At 68.9% G+C, this 22,060-nt stretch carries 22 protein-coding genes and 2 tRNA genes; 13 read left to right on the top strand and 11 right to left on the bottom strand.

Going from position 1 to position 22,060, the window contains the following annotated elements:
* Nucleotides 1-2 precede the first annotated feature (2 nt).
* The 5 genes from QSK25_RS13875 (at nt 3) to QSK25_RS13855 (ending at nt 6,101) form a co-directional block, all read left to right on the top strand.
* Complete coding sequence (locus QSK25_RS13875; RefSeq protein ID WP_285638608.1) at nt 3-872, top strand: carbohydrate ABC transporter permease; 870 nt, start codon at nt 3-5, stop codon at nt 870-872.
* Nucleotides 869-1,690, top strand: coding sequence for a carbohydrate ABC transporter permease (locus tag QSK25_RS13870; protein ID WP_285638607.1), 822 nt, complete (start codon nt 869-871; stop codon nt 1,688-1,690). The genes QSK25_RS13875 and QSK25_RS13870 overlap by 4 nt, the downstream gene beginning before the upstream one ends.
* 19 nt (nt 1,691-1,709) lie before the next feature.
* A complete protein-coding gene (locus QSK25_RS13865) occupies nt 1,710-2,828 on the top strand; it encodes a glycoside hydrolase 5 family protein (RefSeq protein WP_285638606.1) in 1,119 nt (372 codons plus the stop codon).
* Between the two features lie 7 nt (nt 2,829-2,835).
* On the top strand, nt 2,836-5,742 hold the full coding sequence (locus QSK25_RS13860) for an alpha-mannosidase (RefSeq protein ID WP_285638605.1): 2,907 nt from the start codon (nt 2,836-2,838) through the stop codon (nt 5,740-5,742).
* 182 nt (nt 5,743-5,924) lie between these two features.
* Entirely contained in the window at nt 5,925-6,101 is a 177-nt protein-coding gene (locus tag QSK25_RS13855) for a hypothetical protein (protein WP_285638604.1), read from the top strand.
* 72 nt (nt 6,102-6,173) lie between these two features.
* Here the strand turns inward: QSK25_RS13855 and QSK25_RS13850 are convergent, their stop codons facing one another.
* From QSK25_RS13850 to QSK25_RS13840, 3 genes are read right to left on the bottom strand one after another with little or no spacing between them, the layout of a single operon-like run.
* Nucleotides 6,174-7,130, bottom strand: a complete 957-nt coding sequence (locus tag QSK25_RS13850; protein ID WP_285638603.1) for an ABC transporter substrate-binding protein — start codon at nt 7,128-7,130, stop codon at nt 6,174-6,176.
* A gap of 12 nt (nt 7,131-7,142) precedes the next feature.
* On the bottom strand, nt 7,143-9,083 hold the full coding sequence (locus tag QSK25_RS13845; protein ID WP_285638602.1) for an ABC transporter permease: 1,941 nt from the start codon (nt 9,081-9,083) through the stop codon (nt 7,143-7,145).
* 1 nt (nt 9,084) lies between these two features.
* Nucleotides 9,085-10,098 (bottom strand): quaternary amine ABC transporter ATP-binding protein, encoded by a 1,014-nt coding sequence (locus tag QSK25_RS13840; RefSeq protein WP_285638601.1) that lies wholly within the window; start codon nt 10,096-10,098, stop codon nt 9,085-9,087.
* Nucleotides 10,099-10,346: 248 nt separating this feature from the next.
* Between QSK25_RS13840 and QSK25_RS13835 the strand changes: the two genes are divergently transcribed.
* Entirely contained in the window at nt 10,347-11,285 is a 939-nt protein-coding gene (locus QSK25_RS13835; RefSeq protein ID WP_285638600.1) for an ABC transporter substrate-binding protein, read from the top strand.
* A 21-nt stretch (nt 11,286-11,306) separates the two neighbouring features.
* Here QSK25_RS13835 and QSK25_RS13830 read toward each other — a convergent pair whose 3' ends face one another.
* On the bottom strand, nt 11,307-13,076 hold the full coding sequence (locus tag QSK25_RS13830; protein WP_285638599.1) for a hypothetical protein: 1,770 nt from the start codon (nt 13,074-13,076) through the stop codon (nt 11,307-11,309).
* A gap of 19 nt (nt 13,077-13,095) precedes the next feature.
* On the opposite strand from QSK25_RS13830, the gene QSK25_RS13825 reads away from it, so the two are divergent.
* The gene (locus QSK25_RS13825) at nt 13,096-13,854 is read left to right on the top strand and encodes an alpha/beta hydrolase family protein (protein ID WP_285638598.1); all 759 of its coding nucleotides are present in this window, start codon (nt 13,096-13,098) and stop codon (nt 13,852-13,854) included.
* A 45-nt stretch (nt 13,855-13,899) separates the two neighbouring features.
* On the opposite strand, the gene QSK25_RS13820 is transcribed toward QSK25_RS13825, so the two are convergent.
* Nucleotides 13,900-13,973, bottom strand: a tRNA-Pro gene (locus tag QSK25_RS13820).
* A gap of 61 nt (nt 13,974-14,034) precedes the next feature.
* Between QSK25_RS13820 and QSK25_RS13815 the strand changes: the two genes are divergently transcribed.
* A tRNA-Gly gene (locus tag QSK25_RS13815) sits at nt 14,035-14,105 on the top strand.
* 151 nt (nt 14,106-14,256) lie between these two features.
* Here QSK25_RS13815 and QSK25_RS13810 read toward each other — a convergent pair.
* Nucleotides 14,257-14,805, bottom strand: coding sequence for an NAD(P)-dependent oxidoreductase (locus QSK25_RS13810; protein WP_285638597.1), 549 nt, complete (start codon nt 14,803-14,805; stop codon nt 14,257-14,259).
* A 57-nt stretch (nt 14,806-14,862) separates the two neighbouring features.
* On the opposite strand from QSK25_RS13810, the gene QSK25_RS13805 reads away from it, so the two are divergent.
* The 3 genes from QSK25_RS13805 to QSK25_RS13795 all read left to right on the top strand — a co-directional run bounded on the left by QSK25_RS13805 (nt 14,863) and on the right by QSK25_RS13795 (nt 16,022).
* Nucleotides 14,863-15,162 (top strand): winged helix-turn-helix transcriptional regulator, encoded by a 300-nt coding sequence (locus tag QSK25_RS13805; RefSeq protein WP_285638596.1) that lies wholly within the window; start codon nt 14,863-14,865, stop codon nt 15,160-15,162.
* A complete protein-coding gene (locus QSK25_RS13800; protein WP_285638595.1) occupies nt 15,159-15,494 on the top strand; it encodes a VOC family protein in 336 nt (111 codons plus the stop codon). The genes QSK25_RS13805 and QSK25_RS13800 overlap by 4 nt, the downstream gene beginning before the upstream one ends.
* Before the next feature lie 192 nt (nt 15,495-15,686).
* Complete coding sequence (locus QSK25_RS13795; protein WP_285638594.1) at nt 15,687-16,022, top strand: histidine triad nucleotide-binding protein; 336 nt, start codon at nt 15,687-15,689, stop codon at nt 16,020-16,022.
* On the opposite strand, the gene QSK25_RS13790 is transcribed toward QSK25_RS13795, so the two are convergent.
* On the bottom strand, nt 16,019-16,627 hold the full coding sequence (locus QSK25_RS13790) for an MBL fold metallo-hydrolase (RefSeq protein WP_285638593.1): 609 nt from the start codon (nt 16,625-16,627) through the stop codon (nt 16,019-16,021). The genes QSK25_RS13795 and QSK25_RS13790 overlap by 4 nt on opposite strands.
* On the bottom strand, nt 16,624-17,304 hold the full coding sequence (locus QSK25_RS13785) for a 2-phosphosulfolactate phosphatase (RefSeq protein WP_285638592.1): 681 nt from the start codon (nt 17,302-17,304) through the stop codon (nt 16,624-16,626). The genes QSK25_RS13790 and QSK25_RS13785 overlap by 4 nt, the downstream gene beginning before the upstream one ends.
* 27 nt (nt 17,305-17,331) lie before the next feature.
* On the opposite strand from QSK25_RS13785, the gene QSK25_RS13780 reads away from it, so the two are divergent.
* Together QSK25_RS13780 and QSK25_RS13775 are read left to right on the top strand one after the other, a co-directional pair.
* A complete protein-coding gene (locus tag QSK25_RS13780; protein WP_285638591.1) occupies nt 17,332-17,784 on the top strand; it encodes a ribose-5-phosphate isomerase in 453 nt (150 codons plus the stop codon).
* Nucleotides 17,777-18,577 carry an Fpg/Nei family DNA glycosylase gene (locus tag QSK25_RS13775; protein ID WP_285638590.1) on the top strand — a complete coding sequence of 267 codons (801 nt, stop codon included), beginning with the start codon at nt 17,777-17,779 and terminating at the stop codon, nt 18,575-18,577. Before QSK25_RS13780 ends, QSK25_RS13775 begins: the two co-directional genes overlap by 8 nt.
* Before the next feature lie 4 nt (nt 18,578-18,581).
* Here the strand turns inward: QSK25_RS13775 and QSK25_RS13770 are convergent, their stop codons facing one another.
* Genes QSK25_RS13770 through QSK25_RS13760 form a run of 3 tightly spaced genes read right to left on the bottom strand, consistent with a single transcriptional unit; the run spans nt 18,582 to nt 21,991 of the window.
* Nucleotides 18,582-19,331: a hypothetical protein gene (locus QSK25_RS13770; RefSeq protein ID WP_285638589.1), complete on the bottom strand. Its 750-nt coding sequence runs from the start codon at nt 19,329-19,331 to the stop codon at nt 18,582-18,584.
* A 57-nt stretch (nt 19,332-19,388) separates the two neighbouring features.
* Complete coding sequence (locus QSK25_RS13765; RefSeq protein ID WP_285638588.1) at nt 19,389-20,597, bottom strand: GNAT family N-acetyltransferase; 1,209 nt, start codon at nt 20,595-20,597, stop codon at nt 19,389-19,391.
* Nucleotides 20,598-20,638: 41 nt separating this feature from the next.
* On the bottom strand, nt 20,639-21,991 hold the full coding sequence (locus QSK25_RS13760; RefSeq protein WP_285638587.1) for an aldehyde dehydrogenase family protein: 1,353 nt from the start codon (nt 21,989-21,991) through the stop codon (nt 20,639-20,641).
* Nucleotides 21,992-22,060: the final 69 nt, after the last annotated feature.

Here is a 22,060-nt window from a genome sequence, read left to right as displayed (position 1 = left end):
CGATGACCCATCGCCCGTACACACCGTGGCTGTTCCTGGCACCGGGACTGGTCGTCTGCGGCCTGTTCGTCCTCTTCCCGTTCATCAACATGATCGTGCTCGCGTTCACCGACGCGAGCGCGCTGGGCGGCGGCCGGTTCACCGGTGCGGACAACTTCGTGCGGATGCTCCAGGACCCGAAGTTCTGGGCGGCCGCGCGCAACAGCGCGCTGTACATGGCGGGCGTCGTCCCGCCGCTGGTGCTGTTGCCGCTGCTGATCGCGATGCTGGCGCAGAAGGTCGTGCCGGGCATCGGGATCTTCCGGACGGCGTTCTTCACGCCGGTGATCGCGTCCACGGTCGTGGTCGGGCTCATCTGGACGTGGCTGCTCGACAGCCGCGGCCTGGTGAACAGCGTGGTGGAAGCGTTGGGCGGCACCAGGATCGGGTTCCTGACCGACTCGACGCTGCTGCTGATCAGCTCGATGGTGGTGACGGTCTGGCGCGGCCTGGGCTACTACATGGTCATCTACCTGGCCGCGCTCGCCAACGTGCCGAAGGACCTGCACGAGGCCGCGATGGTCGACGGCGCGGGACCGGTCAGGAGGTTCTGGTCGGTCACCGTGCCCAGCCTGCGGCCGACGATGGTGCTGGTCGCGGCGCTGAGCGCGGTCAACGGGTTCCGCGTGTTCTCCGAGATCTACCTGCTGTCGGGTGGCACCGGCGGGCCGGGCGGGGCGAGCACCACGCTGGTGATGCTCATCCAGTCGGTCGGCCGCGGCCTCACCGGCGAGGTCGGGTACGCGTCGGCGCTCAGCGTCGTCCTGTTCGTGATCCTGCTGGGCCTGCTGCTGATCACCCTGAAGCTCAACCGCAGGGAGGATCAACTGTGAAGCGCGCCCACGCCTTCCTGGCACTGCGGTACCTCGGGCTGCTCGCCATCCTCGCGATCAGCATCGGGCCTTTCCTGTGGCAGTTCGCCACCAGCATCAAGGGCCCGAACGAGGACGTCTTCGTGCCCGACTTCTTCCCCGACGACCCGACGTTCGCCAACTACGCCGCCGTCGCCGACGTGGTGCCGGTCTGGACGTTCGCGCTCAACTCGCTGGCCGTGGCGAGCGTCAACGTCGTCACGAACTGCCTCGGCGCGGCCATGGCCGGCTACGCCCTGGCACGCCTGCGGTTCCGCGGCCGGAGGTTCGCCGCGGTGGTCTTCGCGAGCAGCATCCTGGTGCCGTTCGAGGCGATCATGATCTCGCTGTTCCTGGTGATGCGCGGGTTCGGCCTCACCAACACGCTCACCGGCGTCGTGCTGCCCGGCGCGATCGCCGCGCTCAACGTCCTGTTGCTGCGCAACGCGTTCCTCGCACTCCCCGCCGAGGTCGAGGAGGCCGCGATCATCGACGGCGCCAACGCGTGGCAGCGCTTCACCCGCCTCGCGCTGCCGTCGGTCAAGGGCACGCTGGTCGTCGTCGCGCTGTTCTCGTTCATGTTCAGCTGGGACGACTTCCTGTGGCCGCTCATCGTGCTGAGCGACCAGGAGAAGTACACGCTCACCATCGGCCTGGCGTACCTCCAGGGCACGTTCGTGCAGAACCAGCGGCTGGTGGCGGCGGGCACGATCATCGCCGTCGTCCCGCTCATCCTGCTGTTCCTGTTGCTGCAGAAGCACTTCTTCCGCGGAGTGGGAGAAGGCGCGATCAAGGGCTGACACCCCGAGGAGCTCAACCTTGCGTTTCGGCGTGAACTACACCCCCTCCCAGGGCTGGTTTCACCACTGGCTCGACTTCTCCCTCGACGACGTCAGAGCAGACTTCGAGTCCATCGCGGGCCTCGGCCTCGACCACGTGCGGGTGTTCCCGCTGTGGCCGGTGTTCCAGCCCAACCGGGGACTCGTCCGCCCCCAGGCCGTCGACCAGCTCTCCCGGATGCTCGACGCGGCGCACGACTGCGGCCTCGACGTCCAGGTCGACGTCCTGCAGGGGCACCTGTCGAGCTTCGACTTCTACCCGTCGTGGGTGCAGACCTGGCACCGCCGCAACATCTTCACCGACCCCGACGTGATCGACGGGCAGCGCTTCTACGTGCGCACGCTCGCCGAGGCCCTGCGGGACAAGCCGAACTTCCTGGGCTTCACCCTGGGCAACGAGGTCAACCTGCTGACCGAGTCCAACCCGTGCGCGCCCGAGCAGGCCGGCGAGTGGATCGACGCGCTGCTCGCCGAGTGCGAACGGTCAGCGCCGGGCCGTCCGCACGTCCACTCCGAGTACGACGCCGTCTGGTACGAGAGCGAGCACGCGTTCCTGCCGGAGCACGCCGCCAACAAGGGCGCGATGACGACCGTGCACTCGTGGGTCTTCAACGGCACGGCACAGCGCTACGGATCTCTCAGCCCGGAGAGCGTCCACCACGCCGAGTACCTGGTCGAACTGGCCAAGGCGCACGCCAAGGACCCCGAGCGGCCCGTGTGGCTGCAGGAGGTCGGCGCCGCCCAGCCGGAGATCACCGCCGAGCAGGCGCCGCAGTTCGCCGAGCACACGCTTGCGAACGTGCTGACCTGCTCGAACCTGTGGGGCATCACGTGGTGGTGCTCGCACGACGTCGACCGTGCGTTGGTGGACTTCCCCGAACGCGAGTACGAGTTGGGGTTGTTGACGACGGAACGCGGGGTCAAACCGCTCGGCGAGGCGATCGCCCGGATCGTGCGCGAGGCAGTGCACGAGCCGGCCGAACGCACGCCGGTCACGCTGCACGGCGACCGGCCCTCGTGGGGTCCGGGCGGCGCTTTCTTCGAAGAGTGGATGGGCCTCGCGCGGCAGGGCGTGCGGGCTTCGATCGAGCTGGGGTGAAGACGAAGTGCATGACGAACGCTCGCTGCTGGAAGACCGACTCAACCGCACGCTGAAGGAACGCATCCGCCCGGCCGTCTACGGCGAGACCGCGCCGCTGGAACTGGCCGTCTGGACCGTGCCGGACGAGCCCGTCCCGGTCGACGAAGCCCTGCGGGCCACCTACGCACCGGCGAACGTCGGCGACGCCTGGGGCGCACCGTGGAGCACCAGCTGGTTCCGGCTCACCGGCACCGTGCCGCAGGCGTGGGAGGGCAGGCAGGTCGAGGTCGTGCTGGACCTCGGCTTCACCCACCCCGGCCCCGGCTTCCAGTCCGAGGGTCTCGCCTACACGGCGGACGGCCTGCCCATCAAGGGCATCGAACCGCGCAACACCTACCTGCCCGTCGACGGCCGCGAAGTGCTGTTCTACCTGGAGGCGGCGGGCAACCCGACGATCCTCGACTTCCACCCGTTCCTGCCGACCCGGCTGGGTGACAAGGACACCGCCGGCACCGAGCCGCTGTACAAGATCCTCAAGGCCGAGCTCGCGGTGTTCCAGCCGCAGGTCTGGCACCTGATGCTCGACATCGAGGTCCTGCAGGGCCTGATGAAGGAGCTCCAGGACCACGACCCGCGCCGGCACAAGATCCTGCACGCGCTGGACCGGGCGATGGACGCGCTCGACCTGAACGAGGTCGCCGCCACCGCCGACCTGGCCCGCGGGGAACTGGCGGGAGTGCTCACCTCGCCCGCCAACGCCTCCGCGCACAAGGTCTCCGCGATCGGCCACGCGCACATCGACAGCGCCTGGCTGTGGCCGCTGCGCGAGACGGTCCGCAAGTGCGCCCGCACGTTCTCGAACGTCACCAAGCTGATGGACGAGTACCCGGACTTCTACTTCGCCTGCTCGCAGGCCCAGCAGTACGCGTGGATGCGGGAACACCACCCGCACGTCTGGGACCGCGTCCGCGAGAAGGTCCGCGGTGGACAGTTCGTGCCCGTCGGCGGCATGTGGGTCGAGTCGGACACGAACATGCCCGGCGGCGAGGCGATGGCCCGCCAGCTCGTGCACGGCAAGCGCTTCTTCCTGGACAACTTCGGCGTCGAGACCGAGGAGGTCTGGCTGCCCGACTCGTTCGGCTACAGCGCGGCGCTCCCCCAGCTGATCAAGCTGTCCGGCTCCCGCTGGTTCCTCACCCAGAAGCTGTCGTGGAACCAGATCAACAAGTTCCCGCACCACACGTTCTGGTGGGAGGGCATCGACGGCACCCGGATCTTCACGCACTTCCCGCCCGTCGACACCTACAACTCCTCGCTGTCCGGCGAGGAACTCGCGCGGGCCTCCCGCCAGTTCGCCGAGCACGCCAAGGCGTCGCGGTCGCTGGTCCCGTTCGGCTACGGCGACGGCGGTGGCGGTCCCACCCGCGAGATGATGGAGACCGCGCACCGCGTCGCGAACCTCGAAGGCTCACCGACGGTCGAGGTCGAACCCCCGCGCGACTTCTTCCAGGCCGCGCAGGACGAGTACCCGGACGCGCCGGTGTGGGCGGGCGAGCTGTACCTGGAGAAGCACCGCGCCACCTACACCACGCAGGCCAAGACCAAGCAGGGCAACCGCCGCAGCGAACACCTGCTGCGCGAGGCCGAGCACTGGGCGACGGCGGCGGCGCTGCAGGGCGCCGACTACCCGTACGAAGACCTCGACCGGTTGTGGAAGACCGTGCTGCTGCACCAGTTCCACGACATCCTGCCCGGCAGCTCGATCGCCTGGGTGCACCGCGAGGCCGAGGCCACCTACGCCCGCGTGGCGTCCGAGCTGAAGGCGCTCACCACCGCCGCGATCGACGCGCTGAAGGGCGACGGCGACGAGCCGCTGACGTTCGACGTGTTCGGCGGCGACGCCCCGGAACCGTTCGCCACTCCGGTGGGCGGCGTGCTGGACAACGGCAGGTTGCGCGTCACGATCGACGCCGACGGCATCGTCACCTCGATCCTCGACCTCGAGAACGACCGCGAGGTGTTGCCCCCGCACGGGTTCGCGGGCATGCCGCAGCTGCACCGCGACAACCCGAACCAGTGGGACGCCTGGGACATCGACCCGTTCTACCGCAACTGGAAGGCCGACCTGATCCCGTCCGAGCGGATCGACGGCGATGACGGCGTGGTGGTGCGGGCCGAGTTCGGCGATTCCGTGCTCACCCAGACCATCCGGCTGCGCGAGGGCGCGAAGCAGGTCGACTTCGAGACCGAGGTCGACTGGCAGGAACGGGAGAAGCTGCTCAAGATCGCGTTCCCGCTCGACCTGCGCGCCGAGGTGTCCACGGCGGAGACGCAGTTCGGCCACCTGCACCGCCCGATCCACACCAACACCTCGTGGGAGGCCGCGAAGTTCGAGATCTGCGCCCACCGCTTCCTGCACGTCGGCGAACCCGGCTACGGCGTCGCGGTGGTCAACGACTCGACCTACGGCCACGAGGTCACCCGCACCACCCGAGAGGACGGCGGCACCACCACGACCGTGCGACTCTCCCTGCTGCGCGCGCCGCGGTTCCCCGACCCCGAGACCGACCAGGGCGAGCACAGCTTCCGGTACGCCCTCGTGGTCGGGGACCTGCCGGCCGCCATCGACGCCGGCTACCGCATCAACCTGCCGCCGCGGACCGTCCGGGGCTCCACCGCGCCGGAACCGCTGGTGCGCACGGACAACCCGGCGGTCAGGATCGAGGCCGTCAAACTGGCCGACGACCGGTCCGGCGACGTCGTCGTCCGGCTCTACGAGGCGCACGGCGGCCGGGCGCGCGCAACGCTCACCACGTCGTTCGACTACGACCGCGTCGAGGAGACCGACCTGCTCGAACGACCGCTGGCGGACGCGTCGGCCGAGGTGGCGCTGCGCCCGTTCCAGGTGCGCACGCTGCGGTTCCACCGCTAGGCCGGACGGGTGTTGCCGAGCCCCCGCGACCCCTCAGGTGAGGTCGCGGGGGCTCTGTCGTGTCCGCCTCGGACGCGGGTAAGGGGTCCGGCGGCCCTGCCTTGGGTGATCGTCCGATGTGATCGCCCACCCCTCAGGAGCAACCTCAGCGTTGTCGGAAAACGAACTGAGGAGTGAGTCAGATGGAGTGGACGCCCGAGGCGATCAAGGCGGAGATGGACTACCGGCAGACCGCGCTGCGCGAGGACGCGCGTCGCGTGCAGGAGTTCTACCGCAACGGCGGCAGGCCCCGTTCGTGGTGGCACCGCATGACGCACCGGCACGAGCCTGAGGTCCCCGCCGGGCCACAGGCTGCGTGATGCCGGGGGTGGTCGTAGGGGGCGCGGTTCCTCTCGTCCGGGAACCACACCCCCTACGACCTCTTCAAGCGGCTACGCCTTGCCCGGCAGCCACGCCTTGACCTTGTCGGCGTTGGCCTCCGCCCACTTCTTGGCGGCGTCCTCGGGCTTCATCTTGTCCTCGGCGATGAACTTCGCCACGGTGTTCTGGTCCTCGTTGGTCCACTTGAAGTTCTTGACCAGCTGGAAGGCCGGGCCGTTCGCGTCGGCGAACTTCTTCGACACGATCTTGTCGAGGTCGTAGTCGGGGTAGTCGCAGGCGACCTTCTCGGCGTCGGCGTCACAGCCCGCCTTGTACTCGGGCAGCTTCACCTTCTCGAGCTTGACCTCGTTGAGCAGCCACTGCGGCGAGTAGAAGTAGCCGATGACCCACTTCTTGTCCTTCTCCGCCTGGCGGAAGGCCTGGATCAACGCGGTCTCGCTGCCGCCGTAGACGACCTTGTAGTTGAGGTTCAGGTTCTTCACCAGAGCCTCGTCGTTGGTCACGAACGACGGGTCGCCGTCGAGCAGCTGGCCCTTGTCGCCGGACTCGGACGTCTTGAACTGCTCGGCGTACTTGTTGAGGTTGTTCCAGTCCAGGACGTCGGGGTGCTCCTTGGCGAGCCACGGCGGCACGTACCAGCCGATCTGGCCCTTCACGCCCGTGGACCCCGCGCTGACGGCGGTCTTCTGCTCGTCGATGTACTTCTTGCGCAGGTCGTCGTGACCCCAGTTCTCGACGACCGCGTCGACCTCGCCGGTGCCGAAGCCCTGCCAGGCCACCTCTTCCTTGAGCTCCTTCTTGGTGACCTTGCAGCCCAGCTCCTTCTCGGCCACGTACGCGAGCACGGCGGCGTTCGCCTCGTAACCGACCCACGGGTTGATCGCGAGGTTGAACGTGCCGCAGTCGCCGGTCGCACCCGAGGAGGTGTCACCGACCTTGGCGCCACCGCAACCAGCCAAAGCGAGTGCTCCGACGAGCACCGCTCCCAGCACGCTGTGCCTTGCCACTTTCCAGACCTCCTAGTTGGTCCACCGCTTGGCGGCCGCCTGGGTGAGGCGGTCGAGCATCACGCCCAGCACGACGATCGCGAGACCGGCCGCGAGCCCCTTGCCGTACAACTGACCCTGCGAGAACCCGGCGACCACGTCGTAGCCGAGCGCGCCGGCGCCGACGAGACCGCCGACGACGACCATCGAGAGCACGTAGATCAGCCCCTGGTTGGCGGCGAGCGTCAACGCGCCGCGCGCCATCGGGAGCTGCACCTTCACGATCGTCTGCCACGAACTGGACCCCAGCGCCGTCGACGCCTCGACCGTCGCGGGCGACACCGCGCGGATCCCGTCCGCGATGATCTTGATCGCCACCGGGGCCGCGAACACCACGGCCGCGATGATGGCGGTGAACCGCGACGCGGAGAACAACGCCAGGAAGGGCACCAGGTAGACGAACGCCGGCATGACCTGCGCGGCGTCGAGCACCGGCCGGATGAACCGGTCGGCCCGCCTGCTGCGTCCCATCCAGACGCCGACGACGATCCCGAGCAGCATCACCATGATCGTGGCGACCAGCGTGGACGCCAGCGTGATCATCGAGTCCTGCCACAGGCCCGTCGCGATCAGCAGCGCGACGCACACCGCGGAGATGATCGCCGGCCGCACCCCGCCGATCATGAACGACACCGCGACGATCACCAGCGCCACCAGGAACCACGGCGACTCGGCCAGCAACGCCTGCAGCGGATTGATCAACGCGAACGTGACGAAGTCCTTGAAACCGCCGGTGAGCACCGGGAGCGAGTCCTGCGCCCACTCCGTCACCGCGGTCGCGCCCTTGTTGATCGAGCTGCCGATCTCCACGTCCGTCTGGAACTCAGCCGCCCACAGGTAGGTGTACGAGAGGTACACGCACACGGCCGTGACGCCGGCCCCGCCGAACAACGCCCAGCGCGGCAGCTTGCGGCGTTCGGTCGCGGCTGTGGTGACGCGGTCCAGCACGATCGCCAGCACCACGATCGCGAGACCGGCGTTGAACGCGGTGCCGACGTCGAGCGTCTGCAGCGCCTTCACGACGGTCTTGCCGAGGCCCGGCGCGTCGATCAGCGCGGCGATCGTGACCATGGACAGCGCGGCCATGATCGTCTGGTTGACGCCGAGCACGATGGTCTTGCGCGCGGACGGCAGCAGCACCTTCACGAGCGTCTGCTTCCGGGTCGCGCCAAGGGATTCGCTCGCCTCGACGGTGTTGCGCGGCACCGAGCGGATGGCGTGCGCGGTGATCCGGATCGCGGGCGGCGCCGCGTAGATCAGCGTCGCGATCGTCGCGCTGGCGGGACCGATCAGGAAGAACAACGTGAGCGGCGCCAGGTACACGAACGTCGGCATCGTCTGCATGAAGTCGAGCACCGGCGTCAGCACGCGGTGGGCCCGATCGGACAGGCCGGCCCAGATGCCCAGCGGAATGCCGATGAGCAAGGAGATCGCGACGGCGGCGAGCGTCAGGGAGAGCGTGTCCATGCTCTCCTGCCACAACCCCTGCAGGCCGAGGAAGACGAAGCCCGCCACCGCGAGCAGCGCGATCCGCCAGCCGGCGACCGCGAGGCTCACGAACCCGGCGATGGCGACCACGCCGAGCCAGCCGATCACCGGCACGGGCCGCCCGAACGACGGCTGTGCGATCAACGCCTGGATGAACGTCACGAACTCGTCGATGACGAGCCGGATCTCGTTGAAGAAGTAGAGGAACACCGGGTTGGAGTTCCTGGACGCGCCCACGGCGTCGTTGACGCTGTTGATCCAGCGGTGCAGCGGGGTGAGGTCGGCGGCGCCGAGCGACAGCGTCCCGACGTTGCGGAGCACGACCCACAGCACGAGCCAGGCGAGGAGGATCCCGCCGAGGATCAGCGACTTCCTGTACTGGAACAGGCGCGGTTGGTGCCCGGAAGAGGCGGCGACGGCGACCATGTCACGCCTCCCCGGCCACGACCCCGAGGATCTCCTCGTCCGCGACCACGCCGAGCAGTTCGCCGTCCCGCACGACCTTCACCGGCTTGTCGGCACTCAGCACGCTGCGCACCGCTTCCCGCACAACGGTTTCCGGCGCGAGCTCCGGCCCGTCCAGGTCGTCGTCGGGGCGCGGCGGGCGCATGATCCACTTGAGCGTCAGCACGTGCGAGCGCGGCACGTCCCTCACGAAGTCGCGCACGTAGTCGTCCGCGGGCGCGCCGACGAGCTCGTCACCGGTGCCGACCTGCACGACCTTGCCGTCGCGCATGATCAGGATGCGGTCGCCCAGCTTGAGCGCCTCGCTCAGGTCGTGGGTGATGAAGACCATCGTCTTGCCGACCTCGCGGTGCAGCCTGATCACCTCGGACTGCATGTCGCGCCGGATCAGCGGGTCGAGGGCCGAGAAGGGTTCGTCGAAGAACAGGACGTCGGGGTCGCCCGCGAGGGCGCGCGCGAGGCCGACGCGTTGCTGCATACCACCGGAGAGTTGATCCGGATAGGACTTCTCGTAACCGGACAGGCCCACGAGGTCGATTACCTCCTGCGACCGTTCTCCACGTTTCGCCCGCGGTACCCCGCGAATTTCCAACCCGTAACCGACGTTGTCGGCGACCGTCCGGTGCGGAAGCAGACCGAAGTGCTGGAACACCATGGAGAACTTGTTCCTGCGCAGGTCGCGCAAGCGTTTCGCGTCCGCGTCGAGAATGTTCTCGCCTTCGAACGTGATCGTGCCGGCGGTGGGTTCCACCAACCGCGTCAGACATCTGACCAGTGTGGATTTGCCCGAACCGGACAATCCCATGACCACGAACATCTCGCCGGGAGCGACGTCGAAGTCGACTCCCCGCACAGCGGCGACGGAACCGGTGCGGTCCATCAGCTCCTGCCGTGACAGCGCTTTGAGCTCGTCCGAGGCCACCAGTTGCGATGCGTTGGGGCCAAACACCTTCCACAGGTCCCTGACCGAAATCACGGGATCCACGCCAAACCACTCCGACCTGTTGCGGACTGCGCACACCGTTTCTCGATGCGCGACAGCATTGACCCTTCGCACGAGTACGGTCAAGGTCTGATACAAATCTGATCCCTTGTGGACAGCCGATCATCCCATGACTTGACGCGGTCTGATCGATGGGGAAAAGCTGAACTGAGCGGTCTTCTGCATCGCTCTCTCCCCCTGATGAGGAGCTGTTCGTGCAAGCCCCCAGAATCGCTCTGGCAATGACGTTCGTGTTGACGATCGCCGGTTGTGGCAGCGGATCAACGGCGTCACCGCGCTCCAGCTCGGCAGCACCCACCGAGCCCTGCGACTCCATCACCATCGCGGTCAACCCCTGGGTCGGCTACGAGGCCAACGCGGCGGTCGTCGCGTACCTCGCCGAGAAGCGGCTGGGCTGCAAGGTGACGAAGAAGGAGGTCGACGAACAGACCGCCTGGCAGGGCCTCGACTCGGGCGAGATCGACGTGATCCTGGAGAACTGGGGTCACGAGGACCTGAAGCAGAAGTACATCGAGGAGAAGCGCACCGCCGTCCGGGTCGGCCCGACCGGCAACAAGGGTGTGATCGGCTGGTACGTGCCGCCGTGGATGAAGAAAGAGTTCCCGGACATCACGAACTGGCAGAACCTCAACAAGTACGCGGACAAGTTCAAGACCGCCCAGTCCGAGGGCAAGGGCCAGGTGCTCGACGGCGACCCGTCGTTCGTGACCAACGACGAGGCCCTGGTCAAGAACCTGAACCTCAACTACAAGGTCGTCTACGCGGGCAGCGAGCAGGCGTCGATCAAGGCGTTCCGCCAGGCGGAGGAGAAGAAGACGCCGCTGATCGGCTACTTCTTCGAACCGCAGTGGCTGCACCTCGACATCGAACTGGTCAAGGTCGAACTGCCCGAGTACACCGCCGGCTGCGACGCCGACGCCACCAAGGTGGCCTGCGACTACCCGCGCTACGAGCTCGACAAGATCGCGTCCAAGAAGTTCGTGGACAAGGGCGGCCCCGCTGCCCGGCTGGTCCAGAACTTCCAGTGGAGCAACGACGAGCAGGACACGGTCGCGTCGTTCATCGCGAAGTACAAGATGTCGCCGGACGAGGCGGCGAAGCGGTGGGTCGAGGCCAACCCCGACCGCGTCGAGGACTGGCTCACCAAGGCCAAGCCGTAACTCCTGGCCACAACTTCCGCCTTAACTCTTGCCGCGGGACCACCACTTCTCGTCGGGGCCGGAGATGTCCTCGACGCTGAGCCTGCGGACGGACCCCGCTCGCTTGAGCCGGGCCACCAGCTGATCCTCTCGTTGCGCGAGCCGGCGGTAGATCTCCACGGCGGAGGTCTCCTGCCGGCTCTGCTCCGTTCGAGCACGTCTTTCGACGGTTCGCCAGTTTCCGAGGAACTCCAGCGTCAGGTCCGCGACGGCCTGTCCCGCGTGGGCGGTCAGCGTGTCGGCGGGCGAGGCGAACCGTCCGGCGTGAAACGCCAGGTTCCTGGTCACGTAGAGCCACTCCAGCAGCGCGGCCGCCGTGTCCTCCTGTTCCGCGAGCCACCCGGCGAGCACTGTGGAGTCCGCGAGCCGCGCGCGCCACAGTTCCGTGAGGTCGTGCACGAGCCCGCCCTCGCTCTCGGCGAGCGCCGTGATGGCCTTCTGGGCAGCTTCCAGGTGTTCGTTCGGGCGGTTGTGCGGGATGAGCGCCTCGAGCCACGCGTCCACCGACTTGAGGTGGTGCTTCACGCCGACCGTCGGCACGTGCGCGTCGAGTGGTTTGCGCAGCTCGTTGTCGTGGTTGGTGACCACCACGTGCAGGCTGACGAGGTGCTGCCGCAGCATCTGCAACGCACAAGCCTTGGCGAGCCACGGGATCTTGCTCGGGTCGAGCCCCGTCGCCTCCAGCGCACTCCACGCGAGCCCGGCGCTCGCCATCGGCGCGTCGACCTGCCGGGCGAGGTTCGCGACCCGCATCGCGCTGCGCAGCTCCTCCGGCCAGTACGCGGTGAGCGGGTAGGCGTTGTTGACGGTGCGCTGGTGCTCGGTGCCGCGCGTGACCCGCCCACCGGGCCCGCTGACCTGCCACACCGGCGCGATGTCGAGCTCGGTGAGCCGCTCCCCCGCCGCGTACTGGTCGAGCACCTCGCTCAGCACCCTCCGACCTTTGAGCGCGGCCGTGTGCACGTCCGCCGCCTCTACGGGCAACCGCACCAGCACCGACGACCCGGTGACCGCGTCCTTGAGGAAGTCGTCCTTGGGCAACCTGTTGCGGTGCAACGGTTCCTGCCGGGCCTGTGGCAACAGCTCGTCGAGGTGCCGCAGCACCCGCGCACCCCGCACGACGAGCGCCACCACGTGCCTGCGCCGCGCGGGCCACAACACCCCGCCCAGGTCGTGGTCGCGCTTCTTCAACCACCGCAAGAGATCCGCGCGCAATTGACGCCCGTCCCTGCCGTGCACCGCCACGACCACCGCCACCTCGGCGACCATCCTGGAACGCAGCGGCAGCTCCACCCCGTTCCACAGTGGACCGATCCACTTCTGCACGGCCCTGCGCAACGCCCTGGGGTCGAGCTTCGCCGCGGCCGCCGCCGTGACCGCAGGATCGACCTTCTGCCCGTCCCGCGCGATCTCCGCGTCGACCTTCACGAGAACGCGTCGCGCCTTCGCCAACTCCAGCCCACCGCCGTGCGCATAGGCGGGCTTGGCCGCGTCCATGCACGCGATCGACGTGGCGATGATGCGCCGCAACAGGTTCCACCGCGGCTGGTCCTCGGCCGCGTGACTCTCCAACGCCGTCTTCGCCCGCGTCACCGCGAGGAACGCGCTGTTGAGCCCGGCCACGTGCTCCCCCAGGTGCGCGTCGGGGTCGAGCGCCCGCAGCACCCCCTGCAACAACGCCCGCTGCCCGCGATCGAGCCCGGCGTCGTCGAAGGCCTGCCGCAACCGGTCGTCCAGGTACTGATAGCGCACGTGACGCACCATAGAGGGCATGGACAACCGGAAAGCGGTCTTCGCGGGCGTCGACGGCCAGCCCCTCGCGGGCAGACTCGAGCTACCGCCGGGCGAGGTGAAGGCGACCGCCGTCTTCGCGCACTGCTTCACCTGCGGCAAGGACTCGGTCGCCGCCAGCCGCACGGCCCGCAGCCTCGCTGCCAGGGGCGTGGCCGTCCTCCGCTTCGACTTCACCGGCCTCGGCCAGTCCGGCGGCGACTTCGCCAACACCACCTTCACGTCCAACGTCGACGACCTCGTCTGCGCCGCCGACCACCTCCGGGACACCGTCGGCGCCCCGAGCGTCCTCATCGGACACTCCCTGGGCGGCGCCGCCGTCCTCGCCGCCGCACACCGCATCCCGTCGGTCAAAGCCGTGGTCACCATCGCCGCCCCGGCCGACACCAAACACGTGGAACACCTCCTCGGCTCGTCCAAGGAGCAGATCGAGGCGCTGGGCGTCGCCGAGGTGAGGCTCGCCGGCCGCCCGTTCCGGATCAGCAACGACTTCCTGCTCGACATCAACCAGCAGAACCAGACGGCCTGCATCTCGGGCCTGAACCGCGCCCTGCTGGTCATGCACTCGCCGCAGGACGACACGGTGGGCATCGACAACGCGCGGATCATCTTCGACCTGGCCCGGCACCCGAAGTCGTTCGTGTCGCTGGACGGGGCGGACCACCTGCTGACGAACCGGGCGGACGCGGACTACGTGGCGGAGGTGCTGACGGCCTGGGCGAGCCGCTACCTGGCCTGAAAGCGAAAACCCGCAGCGAGGAGTCGCTGCGGGTTTCGTCAACCGTCGGGGCGACAGGATTTGAACCTGCGACCCCCCGCTCCCAAAGCGGGTGCGCTACCAAACTGCGCCACGCCCCGGTTGCACGTAGCTTACCGCCACCCGCTAAGGTATCGATCGCAGCCCCGAAAAGGGCGGCAAGCGGGCGTAGCTCAATGGTAGAGCCCTAGTCTTCCAAACTAGCTACGCGGGTTCGATTCCCGTCGCCCGCTCGCGACCGAGGCCGACCCATGTCTGCAGATTGCGCAGACCGGGTCGGCCTCTCGTTTTCTTTCTGGGGGCCGAGCCCCCAGACCCCCACGCCGGGGGCCCGCCCCCGGACCCCCATCAGGCCGCCCCCTGTCAGGCGTTGGGTGCGGGCCGTCACTCTGAGGCGATTCCTATCTGGGTGTGGCGGTTGGCTGGGGTTTCGATCTCGTCCACCACGGCCAGTGCGAAGTCCTCGTACGGGAGCGCGTCGGACGGGTCGACTCCGCTCACCCGGTAGCGGCCGGTGGGGGTGCCGCCGAAGTTGCCCGCCGGGCTCATCACCAGCCAGTCGGTGGCGGAGGCGGCCAGGACCTCGACGCCCGCGGCGTGGCCCAGGCAGAACGGGCGGTGCTCGGGCGGGAAGTCCGGGTCGTCGATCACGCGCACACCCGGCGCGGTTTCCAGCAGGGTGTAGATGCCGACCACGATGATCCGGCCCACGCCGGAGGTCACCAGGGCGTTCGCGGCGGCGGTGTAGAAGTCGGCCGGGTCCTGGGCGAGGTCGACCACGGAGCTCACGGCCACGTCGTGGCCCGCGGCGGATTCGGCGGTCAGGCCCGGGGTGCGGCCGACGCGCGTGACCGCGTGGCCTCGGGTTTCGGCGAGGGTGGCGATCTGGTGGCCCGCTTTGCCGGACGCTCCGAAAACAACGATCTTCGTCATGGGCGCGAAGGTAGGGTTCGGGTGGCCGGTTTCCGCAACGATATCGGGGGTGAGCTGGTGCGATGCACGCATGAGCTGCCGTACCAGATCGGCGGTCGGTGGACCGCGCACGTGCTGCGAGGGCTGGAAGGTGGGCGCCGGCGGTTCGGGGAACTCCGGGGCTCGATGCCCGGCGTGACGGCCAAGGTGCTCGCGGAGACGTTGCGGGCGATGGAACGGGACGGCACGGTTTCGCGCGAGGTGTTCGCGGAAAACCCGCCGCGGGTCGAGTACGAGTTGACCGCTCAGGGGCGCAGGCTGCTCGGGCTGCTCGACCTCTGTTGTGACTGGGCACGAGAGAACGTGGTGGTGACGTGAGGCTCGAACAGATCGTGCTCGACAGCAACGACCCGGCGCGGCTGGTGCGGTTCTGGGCCGAACTGCTCGGAGGTGAGCCGGTCGAGCGCGAGCACGGGTGGGCGCACGTCGAGCCGCCCGGCGGGGTGCGGATGTCGTTCCAGCCGGTGCCGGAGCGCAAGGACGTGAAGAACCGCTTCCACCTCGACTTCGAGGTCGAGGACATCGAGGCCGCCGTGGTGAGGGCGGTGAGCCTCGGCGCCACCCGCGACGGTGTCGTGCACACCGACGAGAAGGGCAGCTTCCAGGTCATGCGCGACCCCGAGGGCAACGAGTTCTGCTTCGTTCGGTGAGCCGGCGGGGCTAGTGGAACGCGCGCCAGAGCGCCTCACCGAAGCGGATCGCGAGGACCACGAGCAGCACACCGATCGCGAAGCTGATGAGGCACCGGACGATGACCAGCAGTTTGGCGCCCTTCATGCCGCCATGATTTATCGCTGCCGGGCAAGAACAACAGAGCCCAACGGGACCAATACGATGCCGTTGTGACCGACTGCCTGTTCTGCCGCATCGTCGCGGGCGAGATCCCGGCGAGCGTCGTGACGGAGACCGACACGACGCTCGCGTTCCGCGACATCGACCCCAAGGCGCCCACGCACGTGCTGGTGATCCCCAAGGAGCACCACACGGCGATCGGGGACGTCGACCCGGCGCTCGCGGGGCAGATCCTCGCGACCGCGCACCAGGTCGCGAAGTCCGAGGGCGTCGACGAGTCCGGCTACCGGCTCGTCTTCAACACCGGCGGGGATGGTGGCCAGACCGTCTTCCACGTGCACTGCCACGTCCTCGGCGGCCGCGGCCTCAGCTGGCCTCCCGGCTAGTTCCCGGAGGGCACGGCCATGTCCCGCACGAACCGCGCGTCGACCGGATCGCCGTGGCCCGGCACGACGACGCGCGGGTCCAGTTCCAGCAGCAGGTCGAGGACGTGGCGCCAGTTCGACGGCGTCGCGTCCGGTCCGGCCTGGGCAGGCGCGCCCTGTTCCACCAGGTCGCCCGCGAACACGACGCCGGCGTCCGGCACGTGCACGACCACGTCGTGCGAGGTGTGCGCGGGCCCGAAGTGGTGCAGGTCGACCCGGCGGCCACCGACGTCGAGCGTCACCGACTCCCGGAACGTGTGCGTGGGCACGACGAGCGTCCCCGTGAACGGCTCGTCGTAGTACTTCGCGCGTTCGACGAGCACACGCTCGTCCACCACGCACTCCTCGTGCGCCCACACCTCGCACGGCAGGAACGCCGCGGTCGCCAGCACGTGGTCGAAGTGGTTGTGCGTCAACACGATCCGCGACGGCCGGACCTCGGCAGCAAGCGCTGGGTCCAGGCCGGAGTCGACGAGCAGCGAGTCGTCCGAGCCGACGACGAACCCGAGCGTCAGGTCGAGTTCGGCGTGCCGCCGGACGAACACGCCGTCCGCGATCTCGATCACCGCACCGCCCCGTCGACGAACAGGCCGTCGACCAGCATCGGCGCGGCCTCACTCGCCCCCAGCTGCACGGCCAGTTCCACGTCGGCGGCGTGCCCGTGCTCGACCAGCTCCCGCCCCGACCCGCAGTCGCGCACGGCCTGGGCGACGTCGACGCCACGGAACGCGGCGATCGCCAGTTCCGCCTCGGGCGACGCCGTGCCGTCGAGTGAGGCGAGCACGGCCCCCGCGCCCAGGTGGTCCTCGACGCACGGCCGCAACCCGCTGGCCACGTCCCCGCCTGTCCTGGCCATGTTGAAGCCCCACTGCTCACCACCGGGGATCAGGCCGATCGTCTCCCCCAGCTCCTGCGCCCGCTTCGCCACGGCGGCGGCGTTGCGCAGGCAGGCCGCCAGCACGTGCGCCCCGGTCTCGGCCGCCAGCGCGCACAGGTGCGACCCGTTCGGCGAGTGCAGGTCGACCAGCCCGGTCGCCCCGACGAGTGATGCTGGTCGCAGCGACGCCCGCGACCCCGGCCCGAACCGGAACGGCCGCACCCGGCCCCCACCGCCGACCACGACGTCGACGGACGTCGTGAAGGCCAGCACGTCCACGACGATCAGCACGTCACAGCCCCGCAGCGCGTCGACGCCGCCGGGCCCCCACTCCAGCCTCAGCTGGTACCCCTCTTGGCTGAACACATCCCCCAGCGTGTCAGACTCCGTGACGTGCGCGTTTATCTGGCAGCAGACCACGCTGGCTTCGAGCTGAAGTCACACCTGTCCACGGCTCTCACCGAGCAGGGCTACGAGGTCGTCGACGTCGGCGCCCACGAGTACGACGCCCTCGACGACTACGTGTCGTTCTGCGTCGACGCGGCCGAGAAGGTCGTCGCGGACCCCGGCAGCCTGGGCGTCGTGATCGGCGGTTCCGGCAACGGCGAGCAGATCGCCGCGAACAAGGTGAAGGGCGCCCGCGCCGCACTGGCGTGGAACATCGACACCGCGCAGCTCGCCCGTCAGCACAACGACGCGCTGCTCGTCGGCATCGGTGCCCGCCAGCACACGACCGAGGAGGCGACCGAGATCGTGTCGGCGTTCCTCAAGACCCCGTTCTCGGGCGAGCCGCGGCACCAGCGCCGCATCGACCAGGTCTCCGCCTACGAAGACAAGCGTGCCTGAGGGCCACACGCTGCACCGCCTCGCGCGGCTGCACCAGCGCCGGTACGCGGGCAGGCCCGTGGCCGTGACCAGTCCGCAGGGACGCTTCTCGGCGTCCCTGGTGGACGGTCGCACGCTGGTCCGCGCCGAGGCGCACGGCAAGCACCTCTTCCACGTCTACGGCCCGGACGCGATCGTGCACGTCCACCTCGGCCTGTACGGGACGTTCACCGAGTCGCCGCTGCCGGTCCTGCTGCCCGTCGGCCAGGTCCGCATGCGCATGGCCGGCGAGACGCACTGGACCGACCTGCGCGGCCCGACCGCGTGCGAGGTGCTGAACTCCGACGAGGTCAAGGCGATCCGGGAACGCCTCGGGCCCGACCCGTTGCGCCGCGACGCCGACTCCGACCGCGCCTACGAGAAGATCATCCGGTCGAAGCAGTCTCTCGCCGTGCTGCTGATGGACCAGAAGGTGCTCGCGGGCGTCGGCAACGTCTACCGCGCCGAGGTGCTGTTCCGGCACAACGTGAACCCGTTGCTGGTCGGCAACAAGGTCAGCCGCGAGCTGTGGGACGCGCTCTGGGACGACCTGGTCGTGCTGATGAAGGACGGCGTGAAGGTCGGCCAGATCAACACCGTCCGGCCCGAGCACATGCCGCGCGCCATGGGACGTGCGCCGCGCGTGGATCGGCACGGCGGTGAGGTGTACGTCTACCGCCGTGCCGGGGAGCCGTGCCTGGTCTGCGGCACCGAGGTCATGACCACCGAACTGGCCGCCCGCAACCTCTTCTGGTGCCCTGTCTGCCAGCCGTAGCGCGCTAGAAGTCGAAGCCGCCCATGTCGCCGAAGTCGAACCCTCCGGCGTCGCCACCCATGTCGGCGACGTCGGAGACGCCACCCATGTCGCCCATGTCCCCCATGCCGGCGTCACCCATGCCCATGTCGCCCATGCCGTAGTCGCCGACTCCGTGCATGCCGGAGAACATGGCGTCCATCAGCAGGAACGTGCCCACGCCCCACGCACCGGCCACGAGCGCGGGCTTCCACCACGGCTCGGAGTACCAGCCACGCGGCACCGGACGTCCGGCGACCATGCCGCCGGGGTAGTAGTAGGGCGTGCCCTGGCCGGAGTGCGGCGAAGCGGCGTACTGGTGGCCTTCGACGCTGACCTGACGGTCCTCGCTGACGGCACCCGCCTGCTTCTGGCTCGCGCTCTCGGGCAGCGCGGGGCCGGGGTCCATGCCCATCGCCTCGCGCGCCGCCCGCACGTAGTGCAGGCCCTCCATCGCGGTCTCGGTGACGAGTTTGGCCTGCGGAATCGTGCGGGCCTGCTCCATCTGCGAGCCGGCGGCGGTGAAGCGTTCGGACGCGTCGGCCATCGCCTGGGTCGACGCGGCGTTGCTGCCGGTGAGGCTCATCACCTGCCCGCCCAGTCGTTCGACCCAGCGACGGGCCTCCGCCTTGGCGTCGTCGAGCTCCCGCGCCTTGCGCGCGTTGCTCTGGCTGACCAGGTAGAACACCCCTGCGATCAGCAGCACCAGTACGACGATCCACACAACAGTGCCCACGGCTTTACCTCCCACGGCAGCTAAAGCGTCAACGAGCACGCACGGCCGTGAGTTCCGTCAGAACACCTCGGGGCAATGTGGCTCACGCACACCGAGGAACGCCATCGTCAGCGCGTCGACGTGTCCTGGCGTGTGCTCGACCACGCGGTGTGCGCGGCTGAGCACGGAAAGCCGTGCACCGCCGAGGAACGCACTGCCGAGCGCGGCGATGTCGAGCGTGACGTCCGCGGGGTCGTCCGTCTTCGCGACGACGGCCTCGCCACCCTTGATCGTGAGGCGCCAGCGGCCGGAGTTCCACGGGCAGAACGTGTCCTCGACCTCCAGCACGGTGTCCACATCGGACGAGTAGTGCCGCAGCGGAAGGGCGCGGTCGAGGTCGACGATCCTGATCCACAGCGCGTCGGTGGCCTCGCGGCGCACCTTCCGCGGGTTGTCGACCATGTGCAGGATCGGGTCGTCCCAAGCGGTGTAGAAGGAGATCTCGCCCGCGAGGTCCATGTCGAGCAGGAACCGGAAGAGGTCGGCGTACGCCTGGTCGGTCTCGCACATGAGCTCGCGCACGTGCAGTTCGCTCGCCGGGCCGCTCGCGTCGCCCTTGTACTTCACCCGGAAGACCAGGTAGCCCTCGGGGTGCAGGGCGTAGCGGTACGAGGTGAGCCCGCCGCGGTCCATCTCACGGTCCGCGAGCTGCACGTCCCAGGTGTTGTCGACCCGGCTGAGGAAACCCGGACGCGTCTTGCGCACCCGTTCGTAGATCTCGCGCATGACGGGCAGCGCTTCTTCTCGTGACACCTGACGGATCCGTGTGTCGCTCACACGCACACCGCTGTGGAACGGCATGCGCGTCGGCATCGTGAGCATGGCGAGGCTCGTCGCGTACTCGCCGTACCCGTACCTGCGGTAGATGCCGCCTTCGGACGCCCACAGCATCGCGAGCGGCTCGCCACCGTCGTGCATGCCGTGCAGCTGCGTCTTCATCAGCAGCGATGCCACGCCACGGCGCCTATGGCCGGGTTTCACCGACACGACCGTCACCGCGCCGGCCGGTACCTGCCGGTTGCCGGGAACCGTGACCTCGCGGGTCAGGATCCCGGCCGTGCCGATCATCTCGTCGCCGTCGAACACGGCGTGCGCCCGGTCGTGCTCCAGGACCTTGAGCCACTTGCTGTCCTCGCCCATCGCATCGGAGAGGAAAGCCGCCGCCATGACCTTCTGGAAGTCGTCGACGTCGGACTGGGTGATGGTCCTGATGCTCAACTCGGTCATACCGGCAGTGATACCCCCGTGTGAGCGCCGTCGCAGCTCAATTACCGCTGGACCGACTTGACCTCGCAGAACTCGTCCAGCCCGAACCGCCCGAACTCGCGGCCGTTGCCCGACTGCCGATACCCGCCGAACGGCGCGCGCGTGTTGAACGCACCACCGTTGATGTCGACCTGGCCGGTGCGCAGCCGCTTCGCGATCTTCATGGCCCGGTCGGTGTCCTGGGAGAACACCGCGCCGGCCAGCCCGTAGACGGTGGAGTTGGCGATGCGGACGGCGTCGTCCTCGTCGGTGTACGGCATGACCGAGAGCACCGGTCCGAAGATCTCCTCCTGCGCGATCGTCATCTCCGGCGTGACCCCGCCGAACACCGTCGGCGTCACGTAGAACCCTTGCGGCAACGGTGCTTCCGGCCCGCCGGCGGCGAGGGTTGCGCCTTCCTCGACGCCCCTCCTGATGTAGCCGACGACCCTGTCGCGCTGCGCCCTGGACACGGCGGGGCCGATGCGCGTGGACGGGTCGCTCGGATCGGCCGAGGTGTACTTCTTCGCAGCCTGGGCGGCGAGTTCCAGCGCCTCGTCGTGCCTGTCGGCCGGCACGAGGAGCCTCGTCCACGCGCTGCACGCCTGACCGTTGTTCATGAAGGAGTTGGCCACGGCGATCTTCACGGCCCTCGCGAGGTCGGCGTCGTCCAGCACGATGCACGCCGACTTGCCGCCGAGTTCGAGCGCGACCCGCTTGACGGTCTCGGCCGCGACCGCCGACACCCTGCGGCCCGCCTTCGTGGAGCCGGTGAACGACACCATGTCGACGCCGGGGTGCTGGGCCAGCGCCTCGCCGACCACCGGGCCGGTGCCGTGGACCAGGCCGAAGACACCTGGCGGGACGGCGCCGGTGACGATCTCGGCCAGCAGGTCCGCGGTGTGCGGGGCCAGTTCGCTGGGCTTGAGCACCACGGTGTTGCCGGCGGCCAGGGCCGGGACGACCTTGGCGACCATCTGCTGCAGCGGGAAGTTCCAGGGGGTGATGGCGGCGACGACGCCGACCGGTTCGCGGAAGACCAGCGAGTTGCCGATCTCCTCGGGGTCGAAGTAGCCGTTCTCCAGGACTTCGGCCACGCCTTCGGCGATGGCGACGGGGTTCGTCACCTGGACCTTCTGGCTGAACGTGATGGGGGTGCCCATCTCGCGGGTCATGGTGGCGGCCAGCTCGGGTGCCCGGTCCTTCAGGCCGTCGATGATCGCGCGGACGGCTTTGGCGCGTTCCTCGGTCGGTGTCTGGGACCAGGTGTCGAAGGCCGCACGCGCGGTGGCGACCGCTTGGTCCACGTCGGCCGGGGTGCCTTCGGGGAGGGTGCTGAGCACTTCCTCGGTGGCGGGGTTGACGACCTCGATCACGGCAGGCCTCCAGGCTGGATGTGACACCACTTCACTGACAACGGGTCAGCCTGTCACATCCGGTGGGGG

This window comes from Lentzea sp. NBRC 102530 (assembly GCF_030269365.1).
Classification (GTDB): domain Bacteria; phylum Actinomycetota; class Actinomycetes; order Mycobacteriales; family Pseudonocardiaceae; genus Lentzea.
This window is presented reverse-complemented; position numbering and strand designations above follow the sequence as displayed.